Source organism: Actinokineospora spheciospongiae (assembly GCF_000564855.1).
Lineage (GTDB): Bacteria > Actinomycetota > Actinomycetes > Mycobacteriales > Pseudonocardiaceae > Actinokineospora > Actinokineospora spheciospongiae.
Genome location: NZ_AYXG01000103.1, coordinates 66,567 through 90,526, shown reverse-complemented (window position 1 = coordinate 90,526; position 23,960 = coordinate 66,567). Strand labels below are relative to the sequence as shown.

Genomic DNA, 23,960 nt, shown 5'->3' with positions numbered 1-23,960 from the left:
TCACCGGACCCGGGGCTCCGGAGGGGAGTGCGCAGTGAGGGCATCGGTCAGGCGCGGGCGGACGGGCCTCGCGGTCGGGTTGGGGCTGGCGCTGGTCGCCGGTCTCAGCACGGTCGCGGCCACCACCGCCACCGCGGCGGACAACATCCTGCGGGCCGACCAGGCGGTCGCCCGCTCCTGCTTCGCCAAGCCCCTGCCGCCGGGCACCCGGGGGGTCGACCGGCGGGAGGTGACCGCAGGCGTCGACGGGCTGCTCCAAGCCCGGCTCACCGCGGCCGCCGCGGGCGCGGGCGACTGGGACCTGGCGGTGTTCGACCAGGTCAGCGGCGCGGTGCTGGCCGCGTCGGCCGGGCTGCGCGACGTCGAACTCGCCGAGGGGTTCGTCGCTGCGGGGCAGAAGCTGCTGGTGCAGGCCTGCCGCTACGGCGGCTCGACCCGCACGGTGAAGCTCGGCGTCGACTTCCTGGCGCTGACCCCGCAGGGCGGCCCGAGCGCCGCCCAGGTCGTGCGGGTGCAGACGCCGACCAAGGCGGACAAGGACACCCTGCTCGGCCTCGACCTCGACGTCACCGAGAAGGCCGACGCCACCGGGGTCGAGGTCGTGCTGGCCGACGACGCCGACCGCAAGACCCTCGCCGACAGCGGCCTGCGCAGCAGCGTCGTCCAGGCGGACCTCTCGGCCAAGTCCGTGGCCAACGCCCGGCAGGACCGGGCCTACGCCGCCAAGGCGCCCCGGTCGGCGCTCCCGTCCGGCCGCACGAGCTACCGCCACCTCTACGACTACCAGTTCGAGGCGAAGGAGCTGGCGCGGGCCAACCCCCGGCTCGTGCGCGCCTTCACGCTGCCCGAACCGAGCTGGGAGGGCCGCGACGTCGTCGGCCTGGAGATCGCCACCGGCCTCGACGCGCCGAACGACGGCAAGGCGGTCAACGTGGTCATGGGCGTGCACCACGCCCGCGAGTGGCCCGCGGGCGAGCACGCGATGGAGTGGGCCGTCGAACTGGTCAACGGCTACAAGGCGGGCGGGGCGACCAAGGCCCTCGTCGGCAAGACCCGCAACATCGTCGTCCCCGTCGTCAACGTCGACGGTTTCTCCATCTCCCGCGAGGCCGAGCCCAAGGGCGACTTCAGCCGCTTCGACTACGAGATGAAGCGCAAGAATTGCAATGTCAACGATTCGCCCGCGCAATTCCGCACCGGTGTGTGCGCGGCCAACCCCGCCGGTCGCACCCGCGGCACCGACCCCAACCGCAACTACGCGGGCTTCTGGGGTGGCGCGGGCGCGTCGGCGAACTGGAGCAGCGACACCTTCCGCGGCAGCGGGCCGTTCTCCGAGCCGGAGACGCGCAACGTCCGCTGGCTCGTCTCCACCCGGCAGGTCACCAACCTGATCACCCTGCACACCTACTCGAACCTGGTCCTGCGCGTCCCCGGCGTCGCCGCCGTCCGCCCGCCGCTGGACGAACCGGTGTACAAGGCGCTCGGCGACCGGATGGCCTCCCGCAACGGCTACACCAGCCAGCCGTCCTGGGCCCTCTACGACACCACCGGCTCCACAGAGGACTGGTCGTACTTCGCCACCGGCGGCTTCGGCTTCACCTTCGAGATCGGCAGCACCGAGTTCCACCCGCCGTTCGAGACCGGTGTCGTCGCCGAGTACGCGGGCCTGGCCCCCGCGGCGGGCGCGGGCAAGGGCGGCAACCGGCAGGCGTTCCTGGACATGCTGGGCAACGCCGCCGACCCCGCCGCGCACTCCACGCTCGTCGGCTCCGCGCCCAAGGGCCACCGGCTGACCCTGCGCAAGGCGTTCCAGACCCCCACCTCGCCGGTGCTCAACCCCGACGGCACGGTCGGACCGCCGCTGTACGTCGCCGACACGCTGACCTCCTCGCTGGACTCCACCGGCGGCCGGTTCAGCTGGGCGGTCAACCCGTCCACCCGCCCCTACGTCGCGGGCCGCTACGGCCGCGACCCGAAGGGCCCCGCCCAGGCCCCCATCGCCCTGGCCAACCCGCCCGGCGTCCCGCCGCGCAACCAGGACTTCCCGAACGACCCCACCGCCGAGGTCATCCCGTTCCACGTGGACGGCCTGCCCGCGGTCGACAACGGGAAGCTGACCGTCTCCACGAGCTGGGCCACCGAGAACACCGACTGGGACCTCTACGTCTACGACGCGGCGGGCAACCTGGTCTCCTCCTCGGCCAGCGGCGGCACCACCGCGGAGAACGCCGTGCTCTACGACCCGCCCGCCGGGGACTACACGGCGGTGCTGGTCAACTACGACCAGGCGGACCCGACCGCGCCGGACGACTACACCGGCCTGCGGGTGGAGTTCGCCTCACCGGTCCCCGCCACCTACGGGCCCAAGGAGCCCTACCAGTTGACCTGCGCGGACAAGCGCGGCCGGATCGTCGGCCTGGCCGACGTCTACGTCGACCGGGGCCAGACGGTCGACGTCGGCGAGGTCTGCTCCGGCACGGCGCGGGCGGGCAAGCGCCGCTGAGGCCACGGGCTGGCACCCCGCAGGGGTATATGTGGGGTGCCAGCCCGTCGCCCGGAGGTGCCCCCTGCCCGAGATCAACGCCCGCCCGCTCGACGCCGGGGCGGGGAACACCTGATGCCCCGCCTCCTCCTGCTGGCCACCGGCGACACCCTCGCCCAGCTCCGCCACAGCTCACCGCCCCGCATCGCCGACGGCGCCGAACTCCTGACCCGCGTCGCCGCACCCGAGGGCACCGAGGTGGAGGACGTGCGCGCCGAACCCTCCTGGGACACCAGCCCCGGCACCCAACTCCTGCTCGCCCGCCGCACCCGCAGCGCCCTCCTCGACGACGGCTACGACGGCGTGGTCATCACCCACGGCCTCGACACGATCGAGGAAACGGCCTTCCTCACCGACGTCCTGCTGGGCCCCGCCGCCGACCTGGGCGCGGTCGTCCTCACCGGCGCCACCCGCTGCCTCGACGACCCGGCCACCGACGGCCCGATCAACCTCGCCGCCGCCCTCACCGCGGCGGCCGACCCGGTCACCCCCGGCCTCGGCGCGGTCCTGTGCCTGGACGGGGAACTGCACGCCGCCCGCCGGGCCCACCTCGCCGACACCACCCGCTCGCCATCGATCACCTCGGCACCGCACCCGCGCCTGGGCCACATCGCGGGCGGCCGGGTCGTGCTCACCGGCGGGGCACCACCCCGGCCGCCGGTGATCACCGACCTGCCGGAGACGAACGTGGCACTGGTCAAGACGTACCCGGGGATGCCCACCTCGCTGCTGACCGCGGTCACCGACGCGGGGGCGCTCGGGGTGGTGGTCGAGGGGACCGGGCGGGGGAACGTGCCGGTGGAGCTGCTGATGCCGATCCGGGAGCTGCTGTCGTGGGACATCCCGGTGGTGGTGGCCTCCCGGGCGCACTCGACGGGGTTCGCGGGTTGGGAGGTGGCTTCGTCGGCTGTGAGTGGGCCGCCCGGGGTGTTGGGGATGGACGCGGTGGACCTGGCCGGGCGGGTCGGTGCGATCAGTGCCTGCGGGTTGCGGCCTGCTCAGGCGCGGGTGGCGCTCATGGCCGCTCTTGCCTCTGGCGGGGGTGTTGCCGCGGCCAGGGCTTACTTCGCCGGTCTGTGAGCGGGCTTGAGCCTGGTGGTCAGTCGCCGTGGCGTTGGCTGAAGAGGGTGACGCCGACCGGGGGGAGGCCGACCACGCTGGCCATCAGGTCGCAGAAGGCCTCGCCGTGGGGGGCCAGGTCGGGGCTCCGGGGGGTCCAGGAGGCGCGCAGTTCCAGGTCGTCGGTGCGGGCGGGGCCCGCTATGTCGCCGAAGCGGGCTGAGGAGGTGTCGGTGACCGTTCCGCCCAGGGCGGTGAAGTCGGCCTCGGCGGCTGCCAGGGCGTCGGTGAGCCAGGACCAGCCGACGTTGGGCAGCAGGGGGTCGTCGGCGAGTTCGGCGTCCAGTTCGGCGCGGACGTAGGCGACCAACCGCAGCACCCCGTCCCAGGTCTCCTGGCCGTCGGGGTCGTGCAGGAGGATGAGCCTGCCGGTGGCGTGCACGTCGGCGGGGCCGGTGGCCTCGGCGGTCAGGGCGAACGCGTACGGTGCCAGCCGCTGCGGGGGCCGCACCTCGGCCAGCGTCAGTTCGGCCCGAGGCCGCAATGACTTCAGCGCCTCGACAGCCTGGACGAACAACTCAGGCGCAGTCGACGTTCCGGTCACGACTGGTAACTGTAGGACCACCCGAGTCGGTGAGGTCGTACGCCGCGCCGAGCGCCCCCGGCCCGTTTCCACCACCGTCAGTACAACTGTGCACCATCTGTCCCCTTTGTCACAGGAGCAACGGTCTTCTCGTCGTGCGCGGTCGAATGCCGGCGGGGGGCGCGCAAGTTCGGCTTTTCAACAGCAGGCAGACCCGGTGGGCCGGGCAGTGCCGCTGGTGGTGGGGGACCTCCGCGCAGAGCGGGGCGGGCGGGCGTGGGACGATGGGGAGGCGATGACTGAACTCATTCACCCGGCCTCGGCGCCCGCTGCCTGCCGCCGGGAACTCGTGGACGCTCCGTTCCTGGTGGCCGCTCGTGGGGGTGTGCCCCGGCGGGTGCCGGTGTGGTTCATGCGCCAGGCGGGGCGGTCGCTGCCGGAGTACCGGGAGCTGCGGGCCGGGACCGGGATGCTGGCCGCCTGCTTCGACCCGGAGATGGTCCGGGAGATCACGCTGCAACCCGTGCGCAGGCACGACGTGGACGCGGCGATCCTGTTCAGCGACATCGTGGTGCCCCTGGTCGCGGCCGGGGTGGACCTGGACATCGTGGCGGGCACCGGGCCGGTGGTGGCCGAGCCGATCCGCTCGGCCGCCGACGTCGCCGGGCTGCCCGAGCTGGACGCCGGGCAGGTCGAGCCGGTGGCCGAGGCGGTGCGGCTGCTGGTCGCCGCGCTGGGGGAGACGCCGCTGATCGGGTTCGCCGGGGCGCCGTTCACCCTGGCCTCCTACCTGGTCGAGGGCGGTCCGAGCCGCAACCACGAGCGGACCAAGGCGCTCATGTACGCCGACCCCGGGACCTGGCACGCGCTGCTCGACCGGCTCGCCGACATCGCGCTGACGTTCCTGCGCGCGCAGGTGGCCGCCGGGGTGGACGCCGTGCAGCTTTTCGACTCGTGGGCCGGGGCGCTGTCCCCGCGCGACTACCGCGAGTACGTGCTGCCGCACTCGGCCAAGGTCCTCGGCGGGCTCGCGGACGCGGGCGTGCCGCGCACCCACTTCGGCGTCGGCACCGGTGCCCTGCTCGGTGCCATGCGGGAGGCGGGCGCCGACGTCGTCGGCGTCGACTGGCGCACCCCGCTGGACGAGGCCGCCCGCCGCGTCGAGGCCGAGACCGGCCGGGGCGGTGTGGTCGTGCAGGGCAACCTCGACCCGGCCACCCTCTTCGCGGGCGACGACGTCGTCCGGCGCGAGGCGACCCGCATCGTGGACGAGGGCCGGGCGGCCGCGGGCCACGTCTTCAACCTCGGGCACGGGGTCCTGCCGGACACCGACCCGGACGTCCTGACCCGCCTCGTCACCTACCTGCACACCCTCACCCCCGGGAAGTGACCCGGTGACCGGCCGTCGCGGTGGGCCCGGTGGCGCGACCGGCGGAGCGGGGCGCGCGCCGCGGGTCGCCGTGGTGGGGGCCGGGATCTCCGGGCTCACCGCCGCGCACCGGCTGCGCGCCCTGCTCGGCCCGGCCGCCGAGGTCGTCGTCGTCGAGCAGGGCGACCGGGTGGGCGGCAAGCTGCGCACCGCCGAGGTGGGCGGGGTGCGGTACGACGTGGGCGCGGAGGCCTACCTGGCGCGCAGGCCGGAGGTCACCGACCTGCTCACCGAGCTGGGCCTCGCCGACCAGGTCGTGCACCCGGCCAAGGCGCGGTCCACCGTCCGCGCGGGCGGGGTCACCAGGCTGATCCCCGGCCGCACGGTGATGGGGGTGCCCACGGCCGCCGACGCCGTCGCCGACCTGCTCACCGACGAGGGCGCGCGCCGCGTCGCCGCCGAACCCGGGCTGCCACCGGTCGACTGGGACGGCGACGCCGCCCTCGGCGCCCTGCTGCGCGACCGCTTCGGCGACGAACTGCCGGACCGGCTGGTCGACCCGCTGCTCGGCGGTGTCTACGCGGGCAGCGTGGACGGCCTCGGCCTGCGCGCCACCATGCCCGGCCTGGCCAAGGCCCTCGACGACGGCGCCCCGTCGCTGACCGCCGCCGCTGCCACCGCCACCCCGGTGCCGACCGGGGGACCGGTCTTCGGCACCGTCGCCACCGGCCTGGGTACCCTCGTCGACCGGCTCGTCGACTCCGCCGCGGCCGACCTGCGGCTGGGCGTCCCGGTGCGCGCGCTCGAACGCCGCGAGCACGGGTGGCGGCTGCACCTGGGCGCGGCGACCCCGGCACACGCCCCCGAGGACCCGGTGCTCGACGTGGACGCGGTCGTGCTGGCCGTGCCCGCACCCGCCGCGCGGCGCCTGCTGGCCGAACCGGTGCCCGCCGCCTCCGCCGCCTACGGGCGGGTCGAGGTCGCCTCGATGGCCGTGGTCGCCGTGGCGCTGCCCGGGGGCGCCGAACTGCCCGGCACCTCCGGGGTCCTGCTCGGCGCGGGCGAACGGCGGCTCGACGGCACCCGGTTCGCGGTGAAGGCCTTCACCTTCTCCGCGACCAAGTGGCCGCACCTGGCCGACCGCGACGTCGTGGTGGTGCGCGGGTCCGTGGGCAGGCACGGGGACCCCGGTGCCCTGCACGCCGACGACGACGAACTGGTCCGGCTGGTGCGCGCCGACCTCGTGGAGCTGACCGGGGTCACCGCCCCACCGGTCGACGCCGCGGTGACCCGCTGGGGTGGCGGGCTGCCGCAGTACGCGGTCGGGCACACCGGGCTGGTCGAGGAGATCGAACGCGCGGTTTCCCACCACCCCGACCTCGCCGTGGCAGGCGCAACCCTGCACGGAGTGGGCATCCCCGCGTGCGTCGCCACGGGCGACGCCGCCGCGCACCGGATCGCGGCACACCTCGCCACCCGGGTCCACCCCGCCCGCTGACGCGGCGGCCTGGTCTGCCGGGCCTGCCTCGCCCGCACTGTCGGCGACGAGCGGTGCCCGTCCTCGCTGAACGCCTTCCCCGCGGTGACTCGCGGTCGGATGACCACGCGTCGGTCGTCGCGGTGCCGGTGGGCGGGGTGCGGTACCCGAGCGGGAGTGCGGGTTCGACCTGTTCGTGTCGTTCAGGGCGCCGACGCGGCCGGGGAGCCTCGGCTGACCGAGCGGTCCAGGGCGTCGAGCAGCCAGGTGTGCGTGACACCGACCGGCGCGGGTTCGCCGGTGATCTCGCCTGCGAGGTGCCAGTAGCGGCGCAACCGCGGGTGCCGGTCGGCGGCGGTGCGGCGGTTCAGCGCGCGCCGGAACCCCGGGGTGTCGCCGGTGCCCAGCGCGGCGGCGTGGGCCGCGACGAACAGGTCGAGTGCGGGACCCGGTTGCGGCCGAGCTCCGACCGCCACCTGCGGGAACGCCAGCTCGCAGGCCGCGCCGACGGCGGCGTGCAGGGCGCCGAGGTCGGCGATGCGGTCGTGGTCGACCAGCGTGCTGGCCCGCAGCCGGGTGGCCAGCGCGCGGTCGGTGGCGAGCAGCACCAGCTCGGCGTACGCGACGACCTGAGCCGGGGTCGGCAGCTCCGGCGGTCGCGGCGCGCTGATGTCGAGGAACATGCGGGCCGTGTCCGGTGGGATCGGGCCGGTGGTCATCGGGCGCCAGAGGCGGACGAGGACGTCGTGCGCGGCGAACCCGTCGGCCACCGCGCACAGCAGTTCGAGCCGGGCGGCGCGGTCGGTGGGCGGCGCCTCCTCGACCGCGCGGAGCACCGAGCGCCGCCAGGCCAGCGCCGCCACCTCGCGGTCGAGCGCGGCGCGCTCGGCGGCCACGGTGTCGGCGAGGGAACGCTGCCCGGTGAGGACGTCCGTGATCGACTTCAGGCCCAGCCCGAGCCCGCGCAGCCGCCGCACCAGGTTCAGGCGGCCGACCGCGGTCGGGTCGAACCGGCGGTGCCCACCGACGCTGCGCGCGGGCGCCAGCAGCCCCTCGTCGCAGTAGAAGCGGATCGTGCGGACGGGCACGCCGGTCCGCCGCGCCAGGTCGCCGATCCCGAGTGTGTCGCCGGTCACCATCGGTGGAATCTCCAGTCGAGTGGAGTTCCTACGGTACGACCATGGAAACCGCGCGACTTGCCCAGGGACTGCACGAGCACACCGCCGGGTTCGCGGAGGCGGTGACCGGCGCCGACCCGGAGGCCCGGGTGCCCACGTGCCCGGAGTGGCCGCTGCGGGTGCTGGTCGGACACATCGGCCAGGCGCACCGCTGGGCGGCGGACGTCATCCGGTCCGGGCCGACCCCGGTGCCGGACCCGTTCGACGCGGACCCCGGCTCGCCCGGCGGGTGGTCCGACTGGCTGCACGAAGGCGCCGCGCACCTCACCGACGCGGTGCTGACCGCCGCCGAGAGTCCGGTGTGGACCTTCTTCGGCCCGCGACCGGCGACGTTCTGGCTGCGGCGGATGCTCCACGACACGACCGTGCACCACGCGGACGCGGCGCTCGCCACGGGCACCGCGTTCGAGGTGGCGCCGGACCTCGCGGCCGACGCGATCAGCGAGTGGCTGGAGGTGCTGTCCGACCCGGTCGCGCCAACGCTGAAACCGGCCTTCTCAGTACTGCGCGGCACCGGCCAGACCCTGCTGGTCCACCCCGACACCGGCTCGGGCTGGCTGGTCACCCGCACCCCCGAAGGCGTGCGGTGGGCACGTGCCGCGGACACCGCGGACGCGACACTGGCAGGCCCCGTCGGGGACCTGTTGCTGGTGCTCACCCGGCGGCTGCCTGCCGGTCGGATCACCATCACCGGCGACCGCGCCCTGGCCGACCACTGGCTGGCGCACACGGCGGCGTGAGCGCGGTACCGTTCCGAAGCGCAAGGCCCGTGCGCACCGATGCGGCGCACGGTGCACCACCCCGCCGACGTTCCCGGCCCCGTCCCGGTCCACCGGGCAGGCACGTGGCAGAACCCGATCGCCGGGCACACCGGCGAAGCGGCGGACCCCAGGGCAGGGCCACCCGGACCGCGATGCGCCCAGCGCACCACTGCCGGAACCCGCCTCGCCCGGACCCGCCTCGCCTGGTGGTGCCGCAACTTGGCTGGCCGGGTTGTGGTGGATTTCGCCGACCGGGTGTGCCCGGTGTGGTGGCGCCCTGCCCGTCGGGCATGGAGGCACCTCGCCTGGTGGTGCCGCAACCTGACTAGCCGGGTTGTGGTGGATTTCGCCGACCGGGTGTGCCTGGTGCGGTGGCGCCCTGCCCGCCGGGCATGGACCCGCCTTGCCTGGTGGTGCCGCAACCTGGCTGGCCGGGTTGTGGTGGATTTCGCCGACCAGGTGCACCTGGTGCGGTGGCGCCCTGCCCGCCGGGCATGGACGCACCTCGCCTGGTGGTGCCGCAACCTGGCTGGCCGGGTTGTGGTGGACCTCGCCGACCGGGTGCGCCTGGTGCGGTGGCGCCCTGCCCGCCGGGCATGGACGCACCTCGCCCGGTGGTGCCGCACCAGGTGGCGCCGTGTGTGATCGGCCGGGGGCTCCCGTCGGGTGATGCGCCACACCCCGCCGCCGGGTGCGTCTCGCCCAGTGCCGCGCCCCCGGGCCGTCCGGGGCTCCGCCGGGTGGCGCGGCGATGCCTGGCGGGCTGCGGCGGCTCGGTGGTTACCGCCCACAGGCCGGGGCATCCGCGCGCACGACTCGCTGTGCAGTTGTGATTCTGTTTCGTTTCTCCTCCTGCGGGTCTCAGATCGGTGCTCGTCCTGTCACGGGTTCGTGGCCCGCTGTGAGCTTGCCCCGATCCCCCGGGGCTGTCGAACAGTTGTCCACAGGGGCAGTGTTCGATTGGGACGGGAACGGGAACGGAATCGGGGTCGGTTGTCGTGAAGGTGTTATGAGCACCCCCGCCGAGGACGTGAGCATGACCGACGACCCCCTGCTGTCCGATGACGAGATCGAGGCCCTGCGGCGCGAGGACCTGCTCGAAGACCCCGAGCGGGCGACCCCCGACGAGTACCCCCGGCTGTGGAACCTCTCCGCCGGGTCGCTGTTCCGCGCGGTCATCCGGGCCAGGGACCCCAAGCCCCCGGAGTACGTCACGGTCCCGGTGGTGGCCGCGGACAGCCTGGAGTTGGCCGGGGCGATCTCGCAGTGGAACCTGCTGTGGGAGGCCGCCCAGTACCGCGGGCTGCTCGTCGGCACGGACGAGCTGCCGGTCGAGTTGCGGCGGGTGGCCGGGAGCGGGGACGCGAACGTCATGTTCATCCCGCGCACCAGGACCCGGTACCACGAGTACGCGCCGCTGTTCCACCTGTTGCCCCGCCGCGCCGTGGAGCGGCACGGGTTGCCGCTGCTGGGCAGCGGGCAGTGGCCGTTCCTGGCGGAGTCGAGCAGCGTCGACCGGTACCTGCCCGCCGACTTCGAGGCGCGGTTGTCGCGCGCGTGGGCGGCGACCGTGTGGCGCCACCTCATGCCGGGTTCGCCGATCAGCGGGTTCACCCCCGTCGACCCGATCCGGCTGCTGGCGCACAACCTGGACTTCTGGCTGCCCCCGATCACGCGGGTGATGCAGGAGATCCTGCGCGGGTTGCCGGTGGTCGACAACGGTGTCCCGGCCGTGCCCCTGCCGCTGGCCGACGGCACCCTGACCGACGACGTGGTGCTGGCGAACCCGCGGGTGGGCGCCGACCTGTGGCGCGGTGAGGAGGACGCGGCGGAGACCGTGGTGCGCACGGTGGAGGCCGCCGACCACGACGGGAGGCTGCGCGGAATCCTGGAGGCGGTGCGGGCGAACCGGGTGGAGGACGACTTCAGCGAGCGGTGGACCTTCGCCAGGGAGGACTTCGAGCGCAAGCTCTACCGGAAGCGGTCGAAGGTCAAGGTGCGGTTCGTGGAGCTGACCGACACCATCCCGGTGCAGGGGCCGGAGACCGAGGTCGAGGACCGGGTGGTCTTCGGCGACTTCATGGCCCTGCTCGACGAGCGGGACCGGCAGGTCGTGGTGCTCCTGCGCAGCGGCTACACCAACCTGACCGAGGTGGCGGGCATCCTGGGCTACCGCAGTCACAGCCCGGTCTCCAAGCGGCTCAAGCGCATCCGCGAGCAGGCCGCGCGGTTCTTCGACGAGCGCTGAGCGCCGCGGTGGCGATCCTGGCCACCTGGGGCGGCGGGCCGGGTCGGGGGAGTGCGACGATGGGCGCATGTCGCGCCTCAACTACGCCGAGCTGAACGACACCATCCGGTACACCATGTGGTCGGTGTTCCGGGTCGACGCGGGCACGCTGCCCGAGGACCGGGCGGACGCCGCCGCGGAGACCACCGAGTACCTCGACGCCCTGGAGGGGAAGGGGGTGGTGGTGCGCGGGGTGTACGACGTTGCCGGGCTGCGGGCGGACGCGGACTACATGATCTGGTGGCACGCGGAGGCCGTCGAAGACGTGCAGGCCGCCTACACCGGTTTCCGCCGCACCGCGCTGGGCCGGGCGTCGACGCCCGTGTGGAGCCAGGTGGCGCTGCACCGGCCCGCGGAGTTCAACCGCAGCCACATCCCGGCGTTCCTGGCCGGTGAGGAGGCGCGCAAGTTCATCTGCGTGTACCCGTTCGTCCGGTCCTACGAGTGGTACCTGCTCCCGGACGAGGACCGCCGCCGGATGCTCGCCGACCACGGCAAGGAGGCCAGGGACTACCCCGACGTGCGGGCGAACACCGTGGCCTCGTTCGCGCTGGGCGACTACGAGTGGATTCTGGCGTTCGAGGCCGACGAGCTGCACCGCATCGTGGACCTGATGCGCCACCTGCGCGGCACCGAGGCGCGGCGGCACGTGCGCGAGGAGGTCCCGTTCTACACCGGCACCCGCGTGCCCCCGGCGGAGCTGGTCACCAACCTGCCGTGACCGGCGCGGGCGAGCGCGTCGTCGCGGGCCCGTTCCGGGTCGCCCATGCCGCCGCCTGGTGCGTGCGGCGGGTGACCGGGGCGGCGGCCGAGCTGTTGCGCGAGCGCGGCACCGACCCCGGTCCGGTGTCGGTCGACCTGCTGCACGCGGTGGAGTCGTTCCGCAGTGAGCGGCACCTGCTGGTCGACGGCGCCTCGCCCGGCCCGGTGTGGGCGCCGCTGTCGGGCGACTACGGGGCCGCCGACGGTTGGGTGCGGTTGCACTGCAACCACCCGCACCACGAGGCGGCCGCGCGGTCGGTGCTCGGCGACGACGTCGCGGCCGGGGTGCTGCGGCGCCCGGCCGAGCAGGTCGCCGACCTGGTGCTGGCCGCCGGGGGCGCCGCCGCCGCGCTGCGGCCCGCCGCGCGGTGGCGCGGGCACCCGCAGGGGGTCGCGGTGGCGGCCGAACCGCTGGTGGCGGTGGACCGGGTCGGCGACGGGTCCGCGCGCCCGCTGCCCAGGGCCGACCGGCCGCTCGCGGGCGTGCGGGTGCTCGACCTGACCCACGTCATCGCGGGCCCGGTGTGCGGGCGCACGCTGGCCGCGCACGGTGCCGACGTGCTGCACGTGGGTGCCGCGCACCTGCCCACCGCGCACCCGCTGGCCGTGGACACCGGGTTCGGCAAGCGCACCACCCACCTCGACCTGCGCGCCGAGGAGAACCGGGCGGTGCTGCGCGCGCTGCTGGCCGACGGCGACGTCCTGGTCCAGTCCTTCCGACCGGATTCGTTGGCCGCCAAGGGTTTCGGTGAGCGCGACCTGCCGCCGGGGGCGATCCTGGTCAGCCTGAGCGCCTACGGCCACAGTGGACCGTGGCGGACCCGGCGCGGGTTCGACAGCCTGGTGCAACTGGCCACCGGCATCGCGGCCGGGGCGGACGAGCCGGTCCCGCTGCCCGCGCAGGCCCTCGACCACGGCACCGGCTGGTTGGCCGCGTTCGGCGTGATCACCGCGCTGCGCAGGCGGGCCGTCGAGGGCGGCACCTGGCACGTGCGGGTCTCGCTGGCCCGCACCGCGCACTGGCTCGACGGCCTGGGCCGGATCGACTCGACCGAGCACGGCGGCCCGGTGGACGCGTACCTGTCCGAGGTGGACAGCGCGTTCGGGCGGCTCCGGCACGTGCGGGTCCCCGGTGGGTTGCCCGGGTCGCCGCCGCGGTGGGACAGCGCTCCCCGCACGCCGGGTGCCGACCCGGCCCAGTGGTGGTGACAGCGCGGGAGCGGCCCACCCGGTCCGGGTGGGCCGCCCCCCGTGCTGCGGTTACTTGACCTTGTACGCCCGGATCACGGTCTGCTCGACCGAGTTGCCGCGGTGGTCCTCGGCCGAGGCCCGCAGGGACACCGAACCGGCGCCCTTCGGGTGGTCGAGCACCACCAGCGACTTGGCGATCACCTGCGCCCGCGACCAGGTCTTGCCCTCGTCGTAGGAGACGTCCACGGTCAGCTTCTTCGCGAGGTCGGGCTGACCGGTCTCCCGCTCCAGGGCCACCGGCAGGTAGTAGCGCCCGGACGGTGCCGCGTTGTCGGCGTCGAGCGCGCCGTGGAAGCGGACCGCGGAGAGCTGGATGGCTTCCTGCTCGGGGCTCGACCGGAAGGTCCACTTGGCGTCGACGTGCGTGGCGAAGCCGTAGGCCGGGTCGCGGTCGCCGGTCGTGGCCACCTCGAACGTGCCGGAGGCGTCGCCCACCTCGAAGACCCCGTACCCGCCCTCCGCGCTCTCACCGATGACCTTGCCGTCCTTGGACAGCGTCGTGGTGCCGGTGAAGTCGCTGAACCCGGAGTTGCCCGCGCCGTCGGAGACCAGGCCGGGACGCGCGAACAGGTAGTCGCCGCCCCGCAGGAACCCCGAGTTCGCGCCGGACTTCACGTCGGGCCCGAAGATCCCCACGTGCATCCGCCGCTCGGTGGTGCGGCCCGCCCGGAGGGTGAGCGGCGGGCTCCAGTACTCGACCGGCAGCGATCCCTCGAAGTAGGCGTTCACGGCCCACCGCACGCCGTCGTCGGTGTTGACGAACTGGGTCGTCCCGCTGAGCGACGCCGGGGAGATCAGGACGAACCCCGACGACAGGTCACCGGGGGTCGAGGCGTAGGCGCTCCACGACAGGGTGGCGTCCGGCGCGGTCTTGCCGAAGGTCGTCTTGAGCGTGGCCAGCTCGGCCGCCCGGGGGTGCCTGGTCAACCCGGTGGGGTAGTCGCCCGGGACGCCGTAGAACAGGTTGTAGAAGCCCTTGTCACTGGTGTACGTGCCCTCGACAGCGGAGTTCACCGCGATGCCCTGCGGCTTCGGGCCCAGGCGCGCGGTGCGGATCGAGCTGAACGAGTCGACCAGGGTGAAGCTGCCGAAGCTGCTGCGCTCGGTCCTCGCCGTGAACCCGATCGCGCCGAGCCGCTGCTCCGCCCCGGCGTCGGGGACGGTGACGTCGATCGGCCTGGTGGTGCGGCTGTCGGCGACGACCGCGGTGTCCTTCGTGACCTCCAGCAGGGGCTGCACCACGGTCCGCAGGGTCCGGTCCGCCTCCGACGAGAAGAAGGCGTCGAACGCGTACCGGCCCTTGGGCACCCGCAGGGTGAAGGTGCCGGTGGGGCTGGCGCCGTCGTGGAAGCCGGGGTCGTCGTAGCCGAACAGGCTGGCGCTCGCGTCACCGGTCGGCTTGCCGTCGGGGCCGATCAGGGTCACCGCGACGTCGTAGCTCTCGACCTCCCGGTCGACGCCGACCGCGGTGCGGGTGGTCGTCCCGCCGCCGGTGGCCACGACGGAGCCGCCGAAGAGGCCGTCGACCGCGCCGACGCGGGTGTCCACGCCGACGGTGGCCGTCGCGGTGCCGCCCGCGGGGACGGTGAGCCGGGCCGGGGTGACGGTGAACATGCCCGCCGGGGCCGCCTTGCCGTCCGGGCCGACGACGTCAGCGGTCAGGTCCAGGGTGACCGGCTCGGTGCCGCCGTTGCGGTAGGTCAGCTCCCCGGTGGCGGGGGCGTCGTCGGCGTGCGGCCACACCGCGGTCGGGAAGCTGACCGACGTCGGTTCCGTGGTGACCCGCGCCGCCAGCGCGGCGGGCACGTCGACCCGGCCGGAGCCCTGGGCGAACGAGCTCAGGCCCGGGGTCGGCCTGGCCGAGCCGGTCAGCGCCGCCTTGAGCTGCTGCCCGGTCCAGTCCGGGTGCCGCTGGGCGAGCAGCGCCGCGGACCCGGCCACGTGCGGGGTGGCCATCGAGGTGCCCGACAGCGCGATGTAGCCGTCCTCGGCGGGGTCGCCGATGATCGCCTCGGCCGCCTTCGCCGCCACGATGTCCTCGCCCGGCGCGGTGATGTCCGGCTTCACGGCGCCGTCGACGCGCGGGCCGCGGCTGGAGAACTCCGACAGCGCGTCCTCGCGGTCGACCGAACCGACGGTCAGCGCGGCGTCGGCGCTGCCCGGTGAGCCGATCGTCTTGGCCGCGCCGCTGTTGCCCGCGGCGATGACGAACAGGGTTCCGGAACTGGCCGAGAGCCGGTTGACGGCCTCCTCCAGCGGGTCCACCTCGGGGGTGTCGTAGCCGCCGAGGCTCAGGTTGACCACGTCGGCGCCCTGCGCGACGGCCCACTCCATGCCCGCCACGATCCACGACTCCTGGCCGGAGCCGAAGTCGTTGAGCACCTTGCCGTCGAGGAGGCGCGCGCCGTGCGCGATGCCCCGGTACTTCGCGCCGGTGCCCGCGACGGTCGAGGCGACGTGCGTGCCGTGGCCGAACCGGTCCACGGCGTCGGCGGCGTCGCTGAAGTTGTGCTCGCCGACCTCGCGGCTGGCCAGGTCCGGGTGGGTCTGGTCGACGCCGGTGTCGAGCACGGCGACCGTCACCCCCTCGCCGGTCACCCCCGCCTGCCAGGCCTGCGGCGCGCCGATCTGCGCGGCGCTGCGGTCGAGGGTGGCGGTGACCTTGCCGTCGAGCCAGACCCGGCCCGTCGAGGCGAGCGCGCGCCAGGAACCCGCCAGCGCGGACTTGTCGGCGCTGAGCGCGCGGCCGCCCGAGGCGGGCAGGTCGCGCACGGTGCGCACCCCGGCGACCGCCGCGCGCGGGGCCGGACCGGTGGTGATCAGCGGCAGGTCGCCGCGGCGGTTGTCGTAGCCCTGCTCGAGCAGGCCGGTGACGTCGAACAGCCGCGGGTCGAGCCTGCCCGAGGACAGCAGCGCCTGCGCGTCGGCCGGGACGACGTGCAGGTGGCCGCCCGTGGTGCGCACCCGGAACGCGACGTGCTCGCGCCCGGCGGCGGGCCGGACCTCGGGCCGGGCGTCCGGGCCTGCGAGGAAGACCTGGTCACCGCTGAGCAGGGTCACGGTGCGGGCCGGGTCGGCCGGGCCGGTGGCCGCCGCCGCGGGAGCGGCGGTGGCGGGCAGGCCTGCGAGGACGAGTGCCGCGGTGGTCGCGGCGAGTACTGGTGTGCGACTTCGCACGGGTACCTCCGGTCGTGAGCGGACAGGACCAAAGGACCGGATGACCGGTGATGAAAAAGATTCCCCCCGATATCGAGCCCCCTGTGGGAAAGAAACTATGCACTGGGGGAATAGTTCACAATCCGCCGTACGGTTGAACGGGTCAGCGGTTGGTGAGGTTGCCCGCGGCCGTCAGCCCGACCCGGCCCTGCACGCCCGCGGCGCCGCAGTCGGGACCGTTCGGGTACACCGCCGCCGGGGTGACCGTGGTCCGGAATTCGCGGTCACCGGCGGTCAGCGTGACTTCCAGCGGCTGCTCGCTCAGCCCGTCCACCTCGGCGAAACCCACCTGACCGCCCGTGGGCGCCACCTGCGCCGAGCAGACCCCGCCGGAGCACCCGCTCGCCCCGGTGCCGGTCGCCGGTTCCAGCGGCACGGGCACGTCCCGGCACCGCCCGTCGGCGCAGAGGGTCAGCAGCGCGGGGGTGTCGAGGACCGGTGCCCCGGGGTCCACCACGACGCCGATCCCGGTCCGGCCGCCGATGAGCGTGCAGGCGCGTTCACCGCCCCCGGGGCCGGAACCGCAGCCGGTCAGCGCGAGCAAGCAGAGGGCGACCCAGCAGAGGTGCCGCATCCAGTCCTCCCCAGTGCGGGTGCGCTGCGGTGTTCGAGCCCAAGCCGCAAGGTCACCCTACCGGGATTTCCAGGGAGGGGTCCCCGAATCGGTGCCGGGAAGCCATTCGGCCGAATACCAACGGGTTCAGCCCCGTCTCCTACCCTGCCACCACCGGCGCTTCGGGCGGCGCGCTTCGACCCACGCGGCGAACGCGGCGGCGTCCTCCCGCGCCCGGGAGCCGTCGCGGCGCGGGTTCCCCCTGGCGTACTCGGCGAACAGCGGCGCGAAGTCCTCACCGCAGGACTCGGCGACCTCCGGGTCGATCAGGGCGACCACGCGGCGGCGCTTGGCCAGCAGGGCATCCGCCTCCACCCGCAGCGCCTCGGCGTCGAACCCGGCGGGCGCCGGGCCGTCGGCCAGCAGCGCCGCCAACAGCTCCGCCTGCCGCGCGGCCAGCCGCTCGCGCGCGCTCACCCGGCCACCACGGCGCGGATCGCGGCCAGTTCGGCGGCGAGTTCGGCGTCGGCGGGGTAGCGGTCGTCGCGCTCCAGGAGCACCCCGGGCGGCGAGGCCCGGCGGCACAGCTCGCCCAGCAGCTCCAGCACCTCCGGCGGCACCGGGTGGGCGTGCGTGTCGTGGTAGACCCCGTCGCGCACCACCCCGCCCGCGACGTGCACGTAAGCCAGGCGCTCCAACGGAAGCCCGTCGAGCAGCGCCACCGGGTCCTCGCCCAGGTTGCGGGCGTTGGCCCACATGTTCGCCACGTCCAGCAGCAGCAGGCAGTCGGTGCGCTCGGTCAGCTCGGTGAGGAACTGCGCCTCGGTCAGCTCGGCGTCCGGCCAGCGCAGCAGCGCGGCGATGTTCTCCAGCGCCAGCGGCACCCCGAGCCCGGCCTGCGCGGTCTTCACGTTGTCCACCAACACCTCCAGCGCCTCGCGGGTGCGCGGCACCGGCATCAGGTGACCGGAGTCCAACCCGCCCGCGCGCACGAAGCACACGTGGTCGCTGACCATCGGGGCGTCCAGCATCGCGGCCACCTCGGCGAGGTGGCCGACCCGGGCGGGGTCGACCGGGTCGGCCCCGCCCAGGGACAGCGAGACGGCATGGGGGAGCACGGGAACCCCGCGCCCGCGCAGGATGCGCACCGACTCCGGCAGGTGGTCGCGGTGCAGGTTCTCCGCCACGACCTCCACGAAGTCGACACCCGGCAGCCGCTCCACGGTCAGGTCGATCTCCGACCGCCAGCCGATGCCGATCCCCAGCTCTCCCATGCCGCCCATTGTGCCCCTCCCCGTGACGCCCGCGGGTCAGCCGCCGCAGCCTCCCCCGCCGCAGCCACCGCCACCGCAACCGCCACTGCCACCCGAGCTCGCGCAGCCGCTCCCTCCACCGCTGCCGAAGCCCGTCGTCGACCCGGCGTCGGAATAGCTCCACGTCGAGTTCGACCCGGCCGCACCCGCGACGCCGCCGTAGGACTGCGCCGCCACCAGCTTCAGCTCCAGGACGGAGCTGACCTCGGCGTCGGGGAACGCCGCCAAGCCGCCGAACGCCACCAGGCCCGCGACACCGCCGAGCAGCGCCGCACCCGAGTCCTCCCCGACCCGCACGGCCCCGGCCTCCGCCAGCACCCGCTGCCCGGCGTGGGTCGTCGTCGGCAGCGGTCGCCTGGCCAGCACGACCCAGGTGAGCAGCGTGACCGCCAGGAACAGCAGCAGCCACCCGAAGGGGCGCCCGCCCGCCGCTCCTGCGACCAACCGCGCGACCCCCACCGCGAACAGCAGACCGAGCGCCAGCACCGACCCCACCCGGTACCGCGGGCCCTGATCGACCAGCAACCCCTTGCCGGTCAGCGCCGCGCGGACGTCGTCCACCGCGCCGCTCCGACCCACCTTGTCGATCAGGACCCGCACCGTCCGATGCCGGAAGCCCCCGGCATCCGACAGCAGCGCCCGGTCCACCCGGTTCGCGCTGGTGGCCCCCGCCACCACCTGGACCTGCCCGGAGCGGCTGGGCCGCACCAGGCCCCCGTCGAGCAACCGCGCCAGCGCCGTCTCCGCCACCCGCCTCGGGCCGCCCGCCAGGTAGGCCAGCTCGTCGAGCGTCAGCAGGCTGTGCGGTGAGGCGTCGGCCGAGGTGCTGCGCGGGCCGGAGCGGGCGATGAGCCGCACCGCCACCCAGCACAGCACCGCGACGGCGAAGGCGACGGCGTAGCCGCGCAGGAAGTCAGGTCCGGTTATCCCCCACGTTTCTCCCATGTCGATCCCCCCTGCCCAGGGAAGTGGTCGAACCCGGTCGCCCACCCGCATCGGTCAACGCCCGAGTGGTGCCCTTTCCCTTGCCGTTCCACCGGTTCGTGCGATCCGGCGGTGCCCCATGCTCAACCCGGTGTGAGCGCGGGCACAAGGTGACTTGAGCAAGATTTAAGGGGCACGTGAGATGGATTTAGGCTTTCCCCGAAAGCACCGATCCCGCGCCCGGGGACCGGACGCGGGATCGGTGGACGGCTGCGCTCAGCCGGTCGGGTTCCCGTCCTCGACCAGGCGCAGGGAGATACTGTTGATGCAGTACCGCTGGTCCGTCGGGGTGGGGTAGCCCTCGCCCTCGAAGACGTGGCCGAGGTGGCTGTGGCAGCTCGCGCACAGCACCTCGGTGCGGACCATGCCGTGCGCCCGGTCCTCGCGCAGCACCACGCTCTCCCCGGCCAGCGGGGAGAAGAACGACGGCCACCCGCAGTGCGACTCGAACTTCGCGTCGCTGCGGAACAGCTCCGCCCCGCACGCCCGGCACTCGTAGACGCCGGTGGACTTGGTGTCGGTGTACTCACCGGTGAACGCGGGCTCGGTGCCCGCCTGCCGCAGCACCGCGAACTCGCGCGGGTCGAGCTGCGCGCGCCACTCCTGCTCCGACTTGACCACCCGGGGGGTGGCCCCGACGACGGGCTTCATGCCGACCACGATGTGTCTCCTCCAAGTTCCCGGTCGCAAGTCCTCGGCCGCTCAGCCGAACAGCACACCCAGGATGAACACCAGCGCATCCCAGGCGGCGACCACCACTCCCAACAGGATCAGGGCCACCAGGATTCCCGCCGTGAGCCGGTGGTGCCCGCCGAGCCGGTTCGCGCCCTCGGCGAAGTCGCGCACCCCGCCCAGGTAGCCCTCGACGGTGTAGCCGGGGCGCACCTTCTCCACCCGGTCGAGGTGCTCGGCGAACGCGCGCGCCTCGGGGTCGGCCGGGTCCAGCCCCACGAGGTCGTCGTGGAAGCGGTCCTGGCGCCCGGTGTCCGCCCCGGGGCGGCGGTCGTCCTCGGACGACGCGCCCTGGGTGCCTGTCGAGACCATGCTCCGAGGGTAGCTCGGCAGCGGCGAAATGTCGGCTACCCGTCGCCCAGAGCACGCAGCTCAGGCGTGTCCCCGGTGTCGGCGCGCAGGTGCGCGAAGGAGGTGAAACCCCACTCCTGGAGCCGTCCGAGCTGGGCGCCGAACTTCCCGCGCCTGCGGACCGGGGACACCGCGGTCCCTTCGGCGCGCAGTTGCCTGGCGAGGCTCGTCACCCTGGTGAGCGGCACGTCCGCCTCGTAGAGCACGGCGACCGCCGCGGTGCGCGGACCCGCGTCGATCAGGTCCACGATGCGCTCGAAGCCGATGGAGAACCCGCAGGCCGGGACGTCCTTGCCCAGCGAGCGGCCGACCAGCCGGTCGTAGCGCCCGCCACCGGCCACCGAACCGGACGACGCCGGGTGGGTGATCTCGAAGATCTGGCCGGTGTAGTAGCCCATGCCGCGCACCAGCGTCGGGTCGAACTCCCAGCTCACCGGCCTGGTCCCGGCCAGCGCGGCCAGGGCGTCGGCGGTCTGCGCCAGGTCGGCGACCACCTCGTCGGGCAGGCCGGGGACGGTGTCGGCCAGGGTGTCGCCCAGCTTCGCCGGGTCCACCCCGCGCAGGCCGACGATGGTCTCCTGCAACCGGTCGATGCGGGCGGTGTCCAGGCCGCGCTCGGGCAGCTCGGCGCGCACGCCGTCCCAGCCGATCTTGTCCAGCTTGTCCAGGGTGATGAACAGGCCGGTCCACGCCTCTTCCGGCAGGTCGGCGGCCCTGGCCAGGGCGGAGAGGAACCGCCGGTCGGAGACCCGCACGGTGGTGCCGCCCAGGCCCGCGGCGGCCAGCGCCTCGGTCGTCGCCTCGATCAGCTCCACCTCGGCGAGCACGCTCTCCTCGCCGATCATGTCGATGTCGCACTGGTTGAACTGGCGGTAGCGGCCCTTCTGCGGGCGCTCGGCGCGCCAGACCGGGCCGAACTGGAACGAGCGGAACGGCGTCGGCAGCGCGGCGTGGTTGTTGCCGTAGAAGCGGGTCAGCGGGACCGTGAGGTCGTAGCGCAGCCCCAGGTCGACCAGGTCCTTGACCTCGGTGCCCGCGGCGACGGTCTCGTCCAGGCCGCGGCGCAGCACCCGGTAGATCAGCTTCTCGTTCTCCCCGCCCTGACCGCCGGAGAGCCGCTCGATGCCCTCCAGGGCGGGCGTCTCGATCCGCTGGTAGCCGAACCGGTGGTAGACCTCCGTGATGGTGGCCAGCACGTGGTCGCGCACGGCCACGGTCGCGGGCAGCAGGTCACGGGTGCCCCTGGCGGGGCTGTTGTCCATCTTCACCGGGTGGTTTCCTCGCTCGAAAGTCGCATACATAACGTGCACGTGCACTTTAGCGAGGCCGCGCCAGTTTGTTTCCGCAGGCTGAGGTCGTGCTGGCCGATCCGCGCGTTGCGGGTTTCCCGCGCGTCTGTCGGTGGGCACCCGTAGATTGCCCCGCATGGCGACTCCCGCGGTCGAGCTAGAGGTCGATGGCCCGCACGGCACCAGGAAGGTGCGGGTGTCCAGTCCGGACAAGCCGTACTTCCCCGAGCTGGGCGTGACCAAGCTCCAGGTGGTGGAGTACTTCCTCGCGGTGGGCGAGGGCGTCCTGGGCGCGCTGCGGGACCGGCCGACCACCCTGGAGCGCTGGCCGGGCGGGGTGGTCGAGGGCGCGCAGCTCTCCACCCGCCAGGACCAGCGGGGCGACGCGTTCTACCAGAAGCGCGCTCCCAAGGGCGCCCCCGACTGGGTCGAGACCGCGCGGATCACCTTCCCCAGCGGTCGCCCGGCCGACGAGGTGTGCCCGACGGAGGTGGCCGTGGTCGCCTGGGCGGCGAACCTGGGCACGCTCACCTTCCACCCGTGGCCGGTCACCCGCGCCGCCCCCGATTCCCCGGACCAGTTGCGGATCGACCTCGACCCGCAGCCGGGCACCGACTTCGCCGACGCCGTGGTGGTGGCCGGGGAGGCCCGCGCGCTGCTGGCGGAGCTGGGGATGGAGGCGTTCCCGAAGACCTCCGGGGGGCGCGGTCTGCACCTCTACGTGCCGATCGAGCCGCGCTGGACCTTCGTCGAGGCGCGTCGGGCGCTGATCGCCCTCGGCCGCGAGCTGGAGCGGCGGATGCCCGATCGGGTGACGATGAGCTGGTGGAAGGAGGAGCGCGGCAGCCGCGTGTTCATCGACTACAACCAGATGGCCCGCGACCGCACCATCGCCTCCGCCTACTCCATCCGCCCCACCCCGCGCGCCCTCGTCTCCACGCCGCTGACCTGGGACGAGGTGCCCCGGGTCAGCCCGGAGGACTTCACCGTGCGCACCGTGCCCGCCCGCTTCGCCGAGGTCGGCGACCCGCACGCGGCGATCACCGGGAACGCGTTCTCGCTCGAACCGCTGCTGGAGCTGTCGGACCGGCAGGGCGCGGGCGACCTGCCCTACCCGCCGGACTACCCGAAGATGCCCGGCGAGCCCAAGCGGGTGCAGCCCTCCAAGGCCCGCCCGGACACCGAGTAGGTCGCCCGGGTGGGCCGCCCCGGGTCAGCCGAGGTCGCGCAGGGCGCGCTGGGCGGCCTCCAGTTCGGCCTTGAGCTGGGTCACCCGGAGCTCCTGGCGCTCCTTGGCCGCCTCCAGCGCCACCCCGATGGCCTCGCCGACCTCGCTCGGCAGGTGCTTGGCCAGCCGCCCCACCTCGCCCGCGGGCACCGGGACCCAGCGGACCGTGCGCTTCTTGCCGACCAGCACGTCGACCGTCCACTCGCCCTCGGGCGTGGAGTGCAGCGTCACGGTGATCTCCACCGGCTGCTGCTTGCGGGACCGCGACGGCGACGGCTGCCGCTTCGGCGGTTCCGCGCCGCCCTCGATGCCCACCACCACCTCCCCGGACGGCGGTGCGAACTGCGGTGCGGCCGCGGGCCGGGGCGCGGGCTTGGGCTTCGGGGCGGGCTTCACCGTGGTCAGCTCGGCGGGGGAGAAGGACAGCACGTCCCGCGACCCGGTGGGCCGGACCTGGATGTAGTCGCCCTCGGCGGGTTCGTCGAACGCGACGACCTTCGCCGAGGCCCCCGGGTCGACGCCCACCGCGGCCTCGGTGAACCACACCGGCGTGGGCTTGCCCCCCGCCAGGGCTGCCCGCAGGCCCTCGATGTCCTCCGCCGACAGCGCTCTCGCCGACGGTGCTCCCGTCGACTGCGCTCCTGTCGACTGCGCTCCTGTCGACACTGGCTTCGCCATGTCCGCCCTCACTCCCCGCTCGATGATCACGGACAGTCTGCCCGGACCCCCCGACAGTTCCGGCCGGCGGGCGACACCCGTTCGCGTGGTCCGATTCGCCGGGTTCCGCCCGCGAACCTAGGTTCCCGGAGATGAGGATCAGGTACCTGTGGTGGCGAAGCTGTTACGACGGTGTCCTGCACGCCTTCCCGGTGGCGCCCAACACCCGGCTCGCGCACCAGCACTACCGCGCGTCCTGCACCCACGCCGCCCCGCCGGACCTGGCGGGCGGCGAGGCCGGGCCGCGGTGCGCGCTGTGTTTGCTCATCATTTCCGGGCCGGTCGTTGCCCCGGCGGGCTGAGGCGTC

General features: G+C 74.2%; 21 protein-coding genes. 10 read left to right on the top strand and 11 right to left on the bottom strand.

Translation table 11 applies throughout. The features are described 5' to 3' along the window. Window positions 1-85 precede the first annotated feature (85 nt). Both UO65_RS14935 and UO65_RS14930 read left to right on the top strand, forming a co-directional pair. Window positions 86-2,503, top strand: coding sequence for a M14 family zinc carboxypeptidase (locus UO65_RS14935; RefSeq protein ID WP_411431360.1), 2,418 nt, complete (start codon window positions 86-88; stop codon window positions 2,501-2,503). Between the two features lie 114 nt (window positions 2,504-2,617). Next, window positions 2,618-3,622, top strand: coding sequence for an asparaginase domain-containing protein (locus UO65_RS14930; protein ID WP_035282986.1), 1,005 nt, complete (start codon window positions 2,618-2,620; stop codon window positions 3,620-3,622). A gap of 19 nt (window positions 3,623-3,641) precedes the next feature. Here the strand turns inward: UO65_RS14930 and UO65_RS14925 are convergent, their stop codons facing one another. After that, complete coding sequence (locus UO65_RS14925; RefSeq protein WP_035282985.1) at window positions 3,642-4,205, bottom strand: DUF3000 domain-containing protein; 564 nt, start codon at window positions 4,203-4,205, stop codon at window positions 3,642-3,644. A 274-nt stretch (window positions 4,206-4,479) separates the two neighbouring features. Between UO65_RS14925 and hemE the strand changes: the two genes are divergently transcribed. Both hemE and hemG read left to right on the top strand, forming a co-directional pair. Continuing rightward, window positions 4,480-5,574, top strand: a complete 1,095-nt coding sequence (gene hemE / locus UO65_RS14920) for a uroporphyrinogen decarboxylase (protein ID WP_035283040.1) — start codon at window positions 4,480-4,482, stop codon at window positions 5,572-5,574. Between the two features lie 4 nt (window positions 5,575-5,578). Next, complete coding sequence (gene hemG, locus UO65_RS14915; RefSeq protein ID WP_052021186.1) at window positions 5,579-7,051, top strand: protoporphyrinogen oxidase; 1,473 nt, start codon at window positions 5,579-5,581, stop codon at window positions 7,049-7,051. 182 nt (window positions 7,052-7,233) lie between these two features. Here the strand turns inward: hemG and UO65_RS14910 are convergent, their stop codons facing one another. Next, complete coding sequence (locus tag UO65_RS14910) at window positions 7,234-8,169, bottom strand: MerR family transcriptional regulator (protein WP_035282983.1); 936 nt, start codon at window positions 8,167-8,169, stop codon at window positions 7,234-7,236. Between the two features lie 41 nt (window positions 8,170-8,210). Between UO65_RS14910 and UO65_RS14905 the strand changes: the two genes are divergently transcribed. The 4 genes from UO65_RS14905 (at window position 8,211) to UO65_RS14890 (ending at window position 13,227) form a co-directional block, all read left to right on the top strand. Further along, a complete protein-coding gene (locus UO65_RS14905) occupies window positions 8,211-8,948 on the top strand; it encodes a maleylpyruvate isomerase family mycothiol-dependent enzyme (RefSeq protein WP_035282981.1) in 738 nt (245 codons plus the stop codon). Between the two features lie 1,030 nt (window positions 8,949-9,978). Then, the gene (locus UO65_RS14900) at window positions 9,979-11,217 is read left to right on the top strand and encodes a helix-turn-helix domain-containing protein (RefSeq protein ID WP_035282979.1); all 1,239 of its coding nucleotides are present in this window, start codon (window positions 9,979-9,981) and stop codon (window positions 11,215-11,217) included. A 67-nt stretch (window positions 11,218-11,284) separates the two neighbouring features. Next, on the top strand, window positions 11,285-11,977 hold the full coding sequence (hemQ, locus tag UO65_RS14895; protein ID WP_035282977.1) for a hydrogen peroxide-dependent heme synthase: 693 nt from the start codon (window positions 11,285-11,287) through the stop codon (window positions 11,975-11,977). Further along, window positions 11,974-13,227 carry a CoA transferase gene (locus tag UO65_RS14890; protein ID WP_035282975.1) on the top strand — a complete coding sequence of 418 codons (1,254 nt, stop codon included), beginning with the start codon at window positions 11,974-11,976 and terminating at the stop codon, window positions 13,225-13,227. Before hemQ ends, UO65_RS14890 begins: the two co-directional genes overlap by 4 nt. A 51-nt stretch (window positions 13,228-13,278) precedes the next feature. On the opposite strand, the gene UO65_RS14885 is transcribed toward UO65_RS14890, so the two are convergent. From UO65_RS14885 to hisS, 8 genes are all read right to left on the bottom strand, one after another. After that, window positions 13,279-16,446, bottom strand: a complete 3,168-nt coding sequence (locus UO65_RS14885) for a S8 family peptidase (RefSeq protein WP_035282973.1) — start codon at window positions 16,444-16,446, stop codon at window positions 13,279-13,281. A gap of 142 nt (window positions 16,447-16,588) precedes the next feature. Then, complete coding sequence (locus tag UO65_RS14880) at window positions 16,589-17,059, bottom strand: hypothetical protein (protein ID WP_035282971.1); 471 nt, start codon at window positions 17,057-17,059, stop codon at window positions 16,589-16,591. A gap of 126 nt (window positions 17,060-17,185) precedes the next feature. After that, window positions 17,186-17,515, bottom strand: a complete 330-nt coding sequence (locus UO65_RS14875; protein WP_035282969.1) for a hypothetical protein — start codon at window positions 17,513-17,515, stop codon at window positions 17,186-17,188. Continuing rightward, on the bottom strand, window positions 17,512-18,312 hold the full coding sequence (locus tag UO65_RS14870) for an MbnB/TglH/ChrH family RiPP precursor modification enzyme (protein ID WP_035283039.1): 801 nt from the start codon (window positions 18,310-18,312) through the stop codon (window positions 17,512-17,514). The genes UO65_RS14875 and UO65_RS14870 overlap by 4 nt, the downstream gene beginning before the upstream one ends. A 36-nt stretch (window positions 18,313-18,348) precedes the next feature. Continuing rightward, window positions 18,349-19,296: a TIGR04222 domain-containing membrane protein gene (locus UO65_RS14865; protein WP_035282967.1), complete on the bottom strand. Its 948-nt coding sequence runs from the start codon at window positions 19,294-19,296 to the stop codon at window positions 18,349-18,351. A gap of 255 nt (window positions 19,297-19,551) precedes the next feature. Then, window positions 19,552-19,986: a peptide-methionine (R)-S-oxide reductase MsrB gene (gene msrB / locus UO65_RS14860; RefSeq protein ID WP_035283038.1), complete on the bottom strand. Its 435-nt coding sequence runs from the start codon at window positions 19,984-19,986 to the stop codon at window positions 19,552-19,554. Between the two features lie 51 nt (window positions 19,987-20,037). Beyond that, window positions 20,038-20,379 (bottom strand): hypothetical protein, encoded by a 342-nt coding sequence (locus UO65_RS14855; RefSeq protein ID WP_035282965.1) that lies wholly within the window; start codon window positions 20,377-20,379, stop codon window positions 20,038-20,040. A gap of 35 nt (window positions 20,380-20,414) precedes the next feature. Beyond that, window positions 20,415-21,680, bottom strand: coding sequence for a histidine--tRNA ligase (gene hisS, locus UO65_RS14850; RefSeq protein WP_035283037.1), 1,266 nt, complete (start codon window positions 21,678-21,680; stop codon window positions 20,415-20,417). Between the two features lie 163 nt (window positions 21,681-21,843). Here hisS and ligD point away from each other — a divergent pair, with 163 nt between their 5' ends. Then, window positions 21,844-22,896 carry a non-homologous end-joining DNA ligase gene (gene ligD, locus UO65_RS14845; RefSeq protein ID WP_035282963.1) on the top strand — a complete coding sequence of 351 codons (1,053 nt, stop codon included), beginning with the start codon at window positions 21,844-21,846 and terminating at the stop codon, window positions 22,894-22,896. Between the two features lie 24 nt (window positions 22,897-22,920). Here ligD and UO65_RS14840 read toward each other — a convergent pair whose 3' ends face one another. Beyond that, a complete protein-coding gene (locus UO65_RS14840; protein ID WP_219994455.1) occupies window positions 22,921-23,613 on the bottom strand; it encodes a DUF6319 family protein in 693 nt (230 codons plus the stop codon). Between the two features lie 131 nt (window positions 23,614-23,744). On the opposite strand from UO65_RS14840, the gene UO65_RS14835 reads away from it, so the two are divergent. After that, window positions 23,745-23,954 carry a hypothetical protein gene (locus UO65_RS14835; protein ID WP_035282961.1) on the top strand — a complete coding sequence of 70 codons (210 nt, stop codon included), beginning with the start codon at window positions 23,745-23,747 and terminating at the stop codon, window positions 23,952-23,954. Window positions 23,955-23,960: the final 6 nt, after the last annotated feature.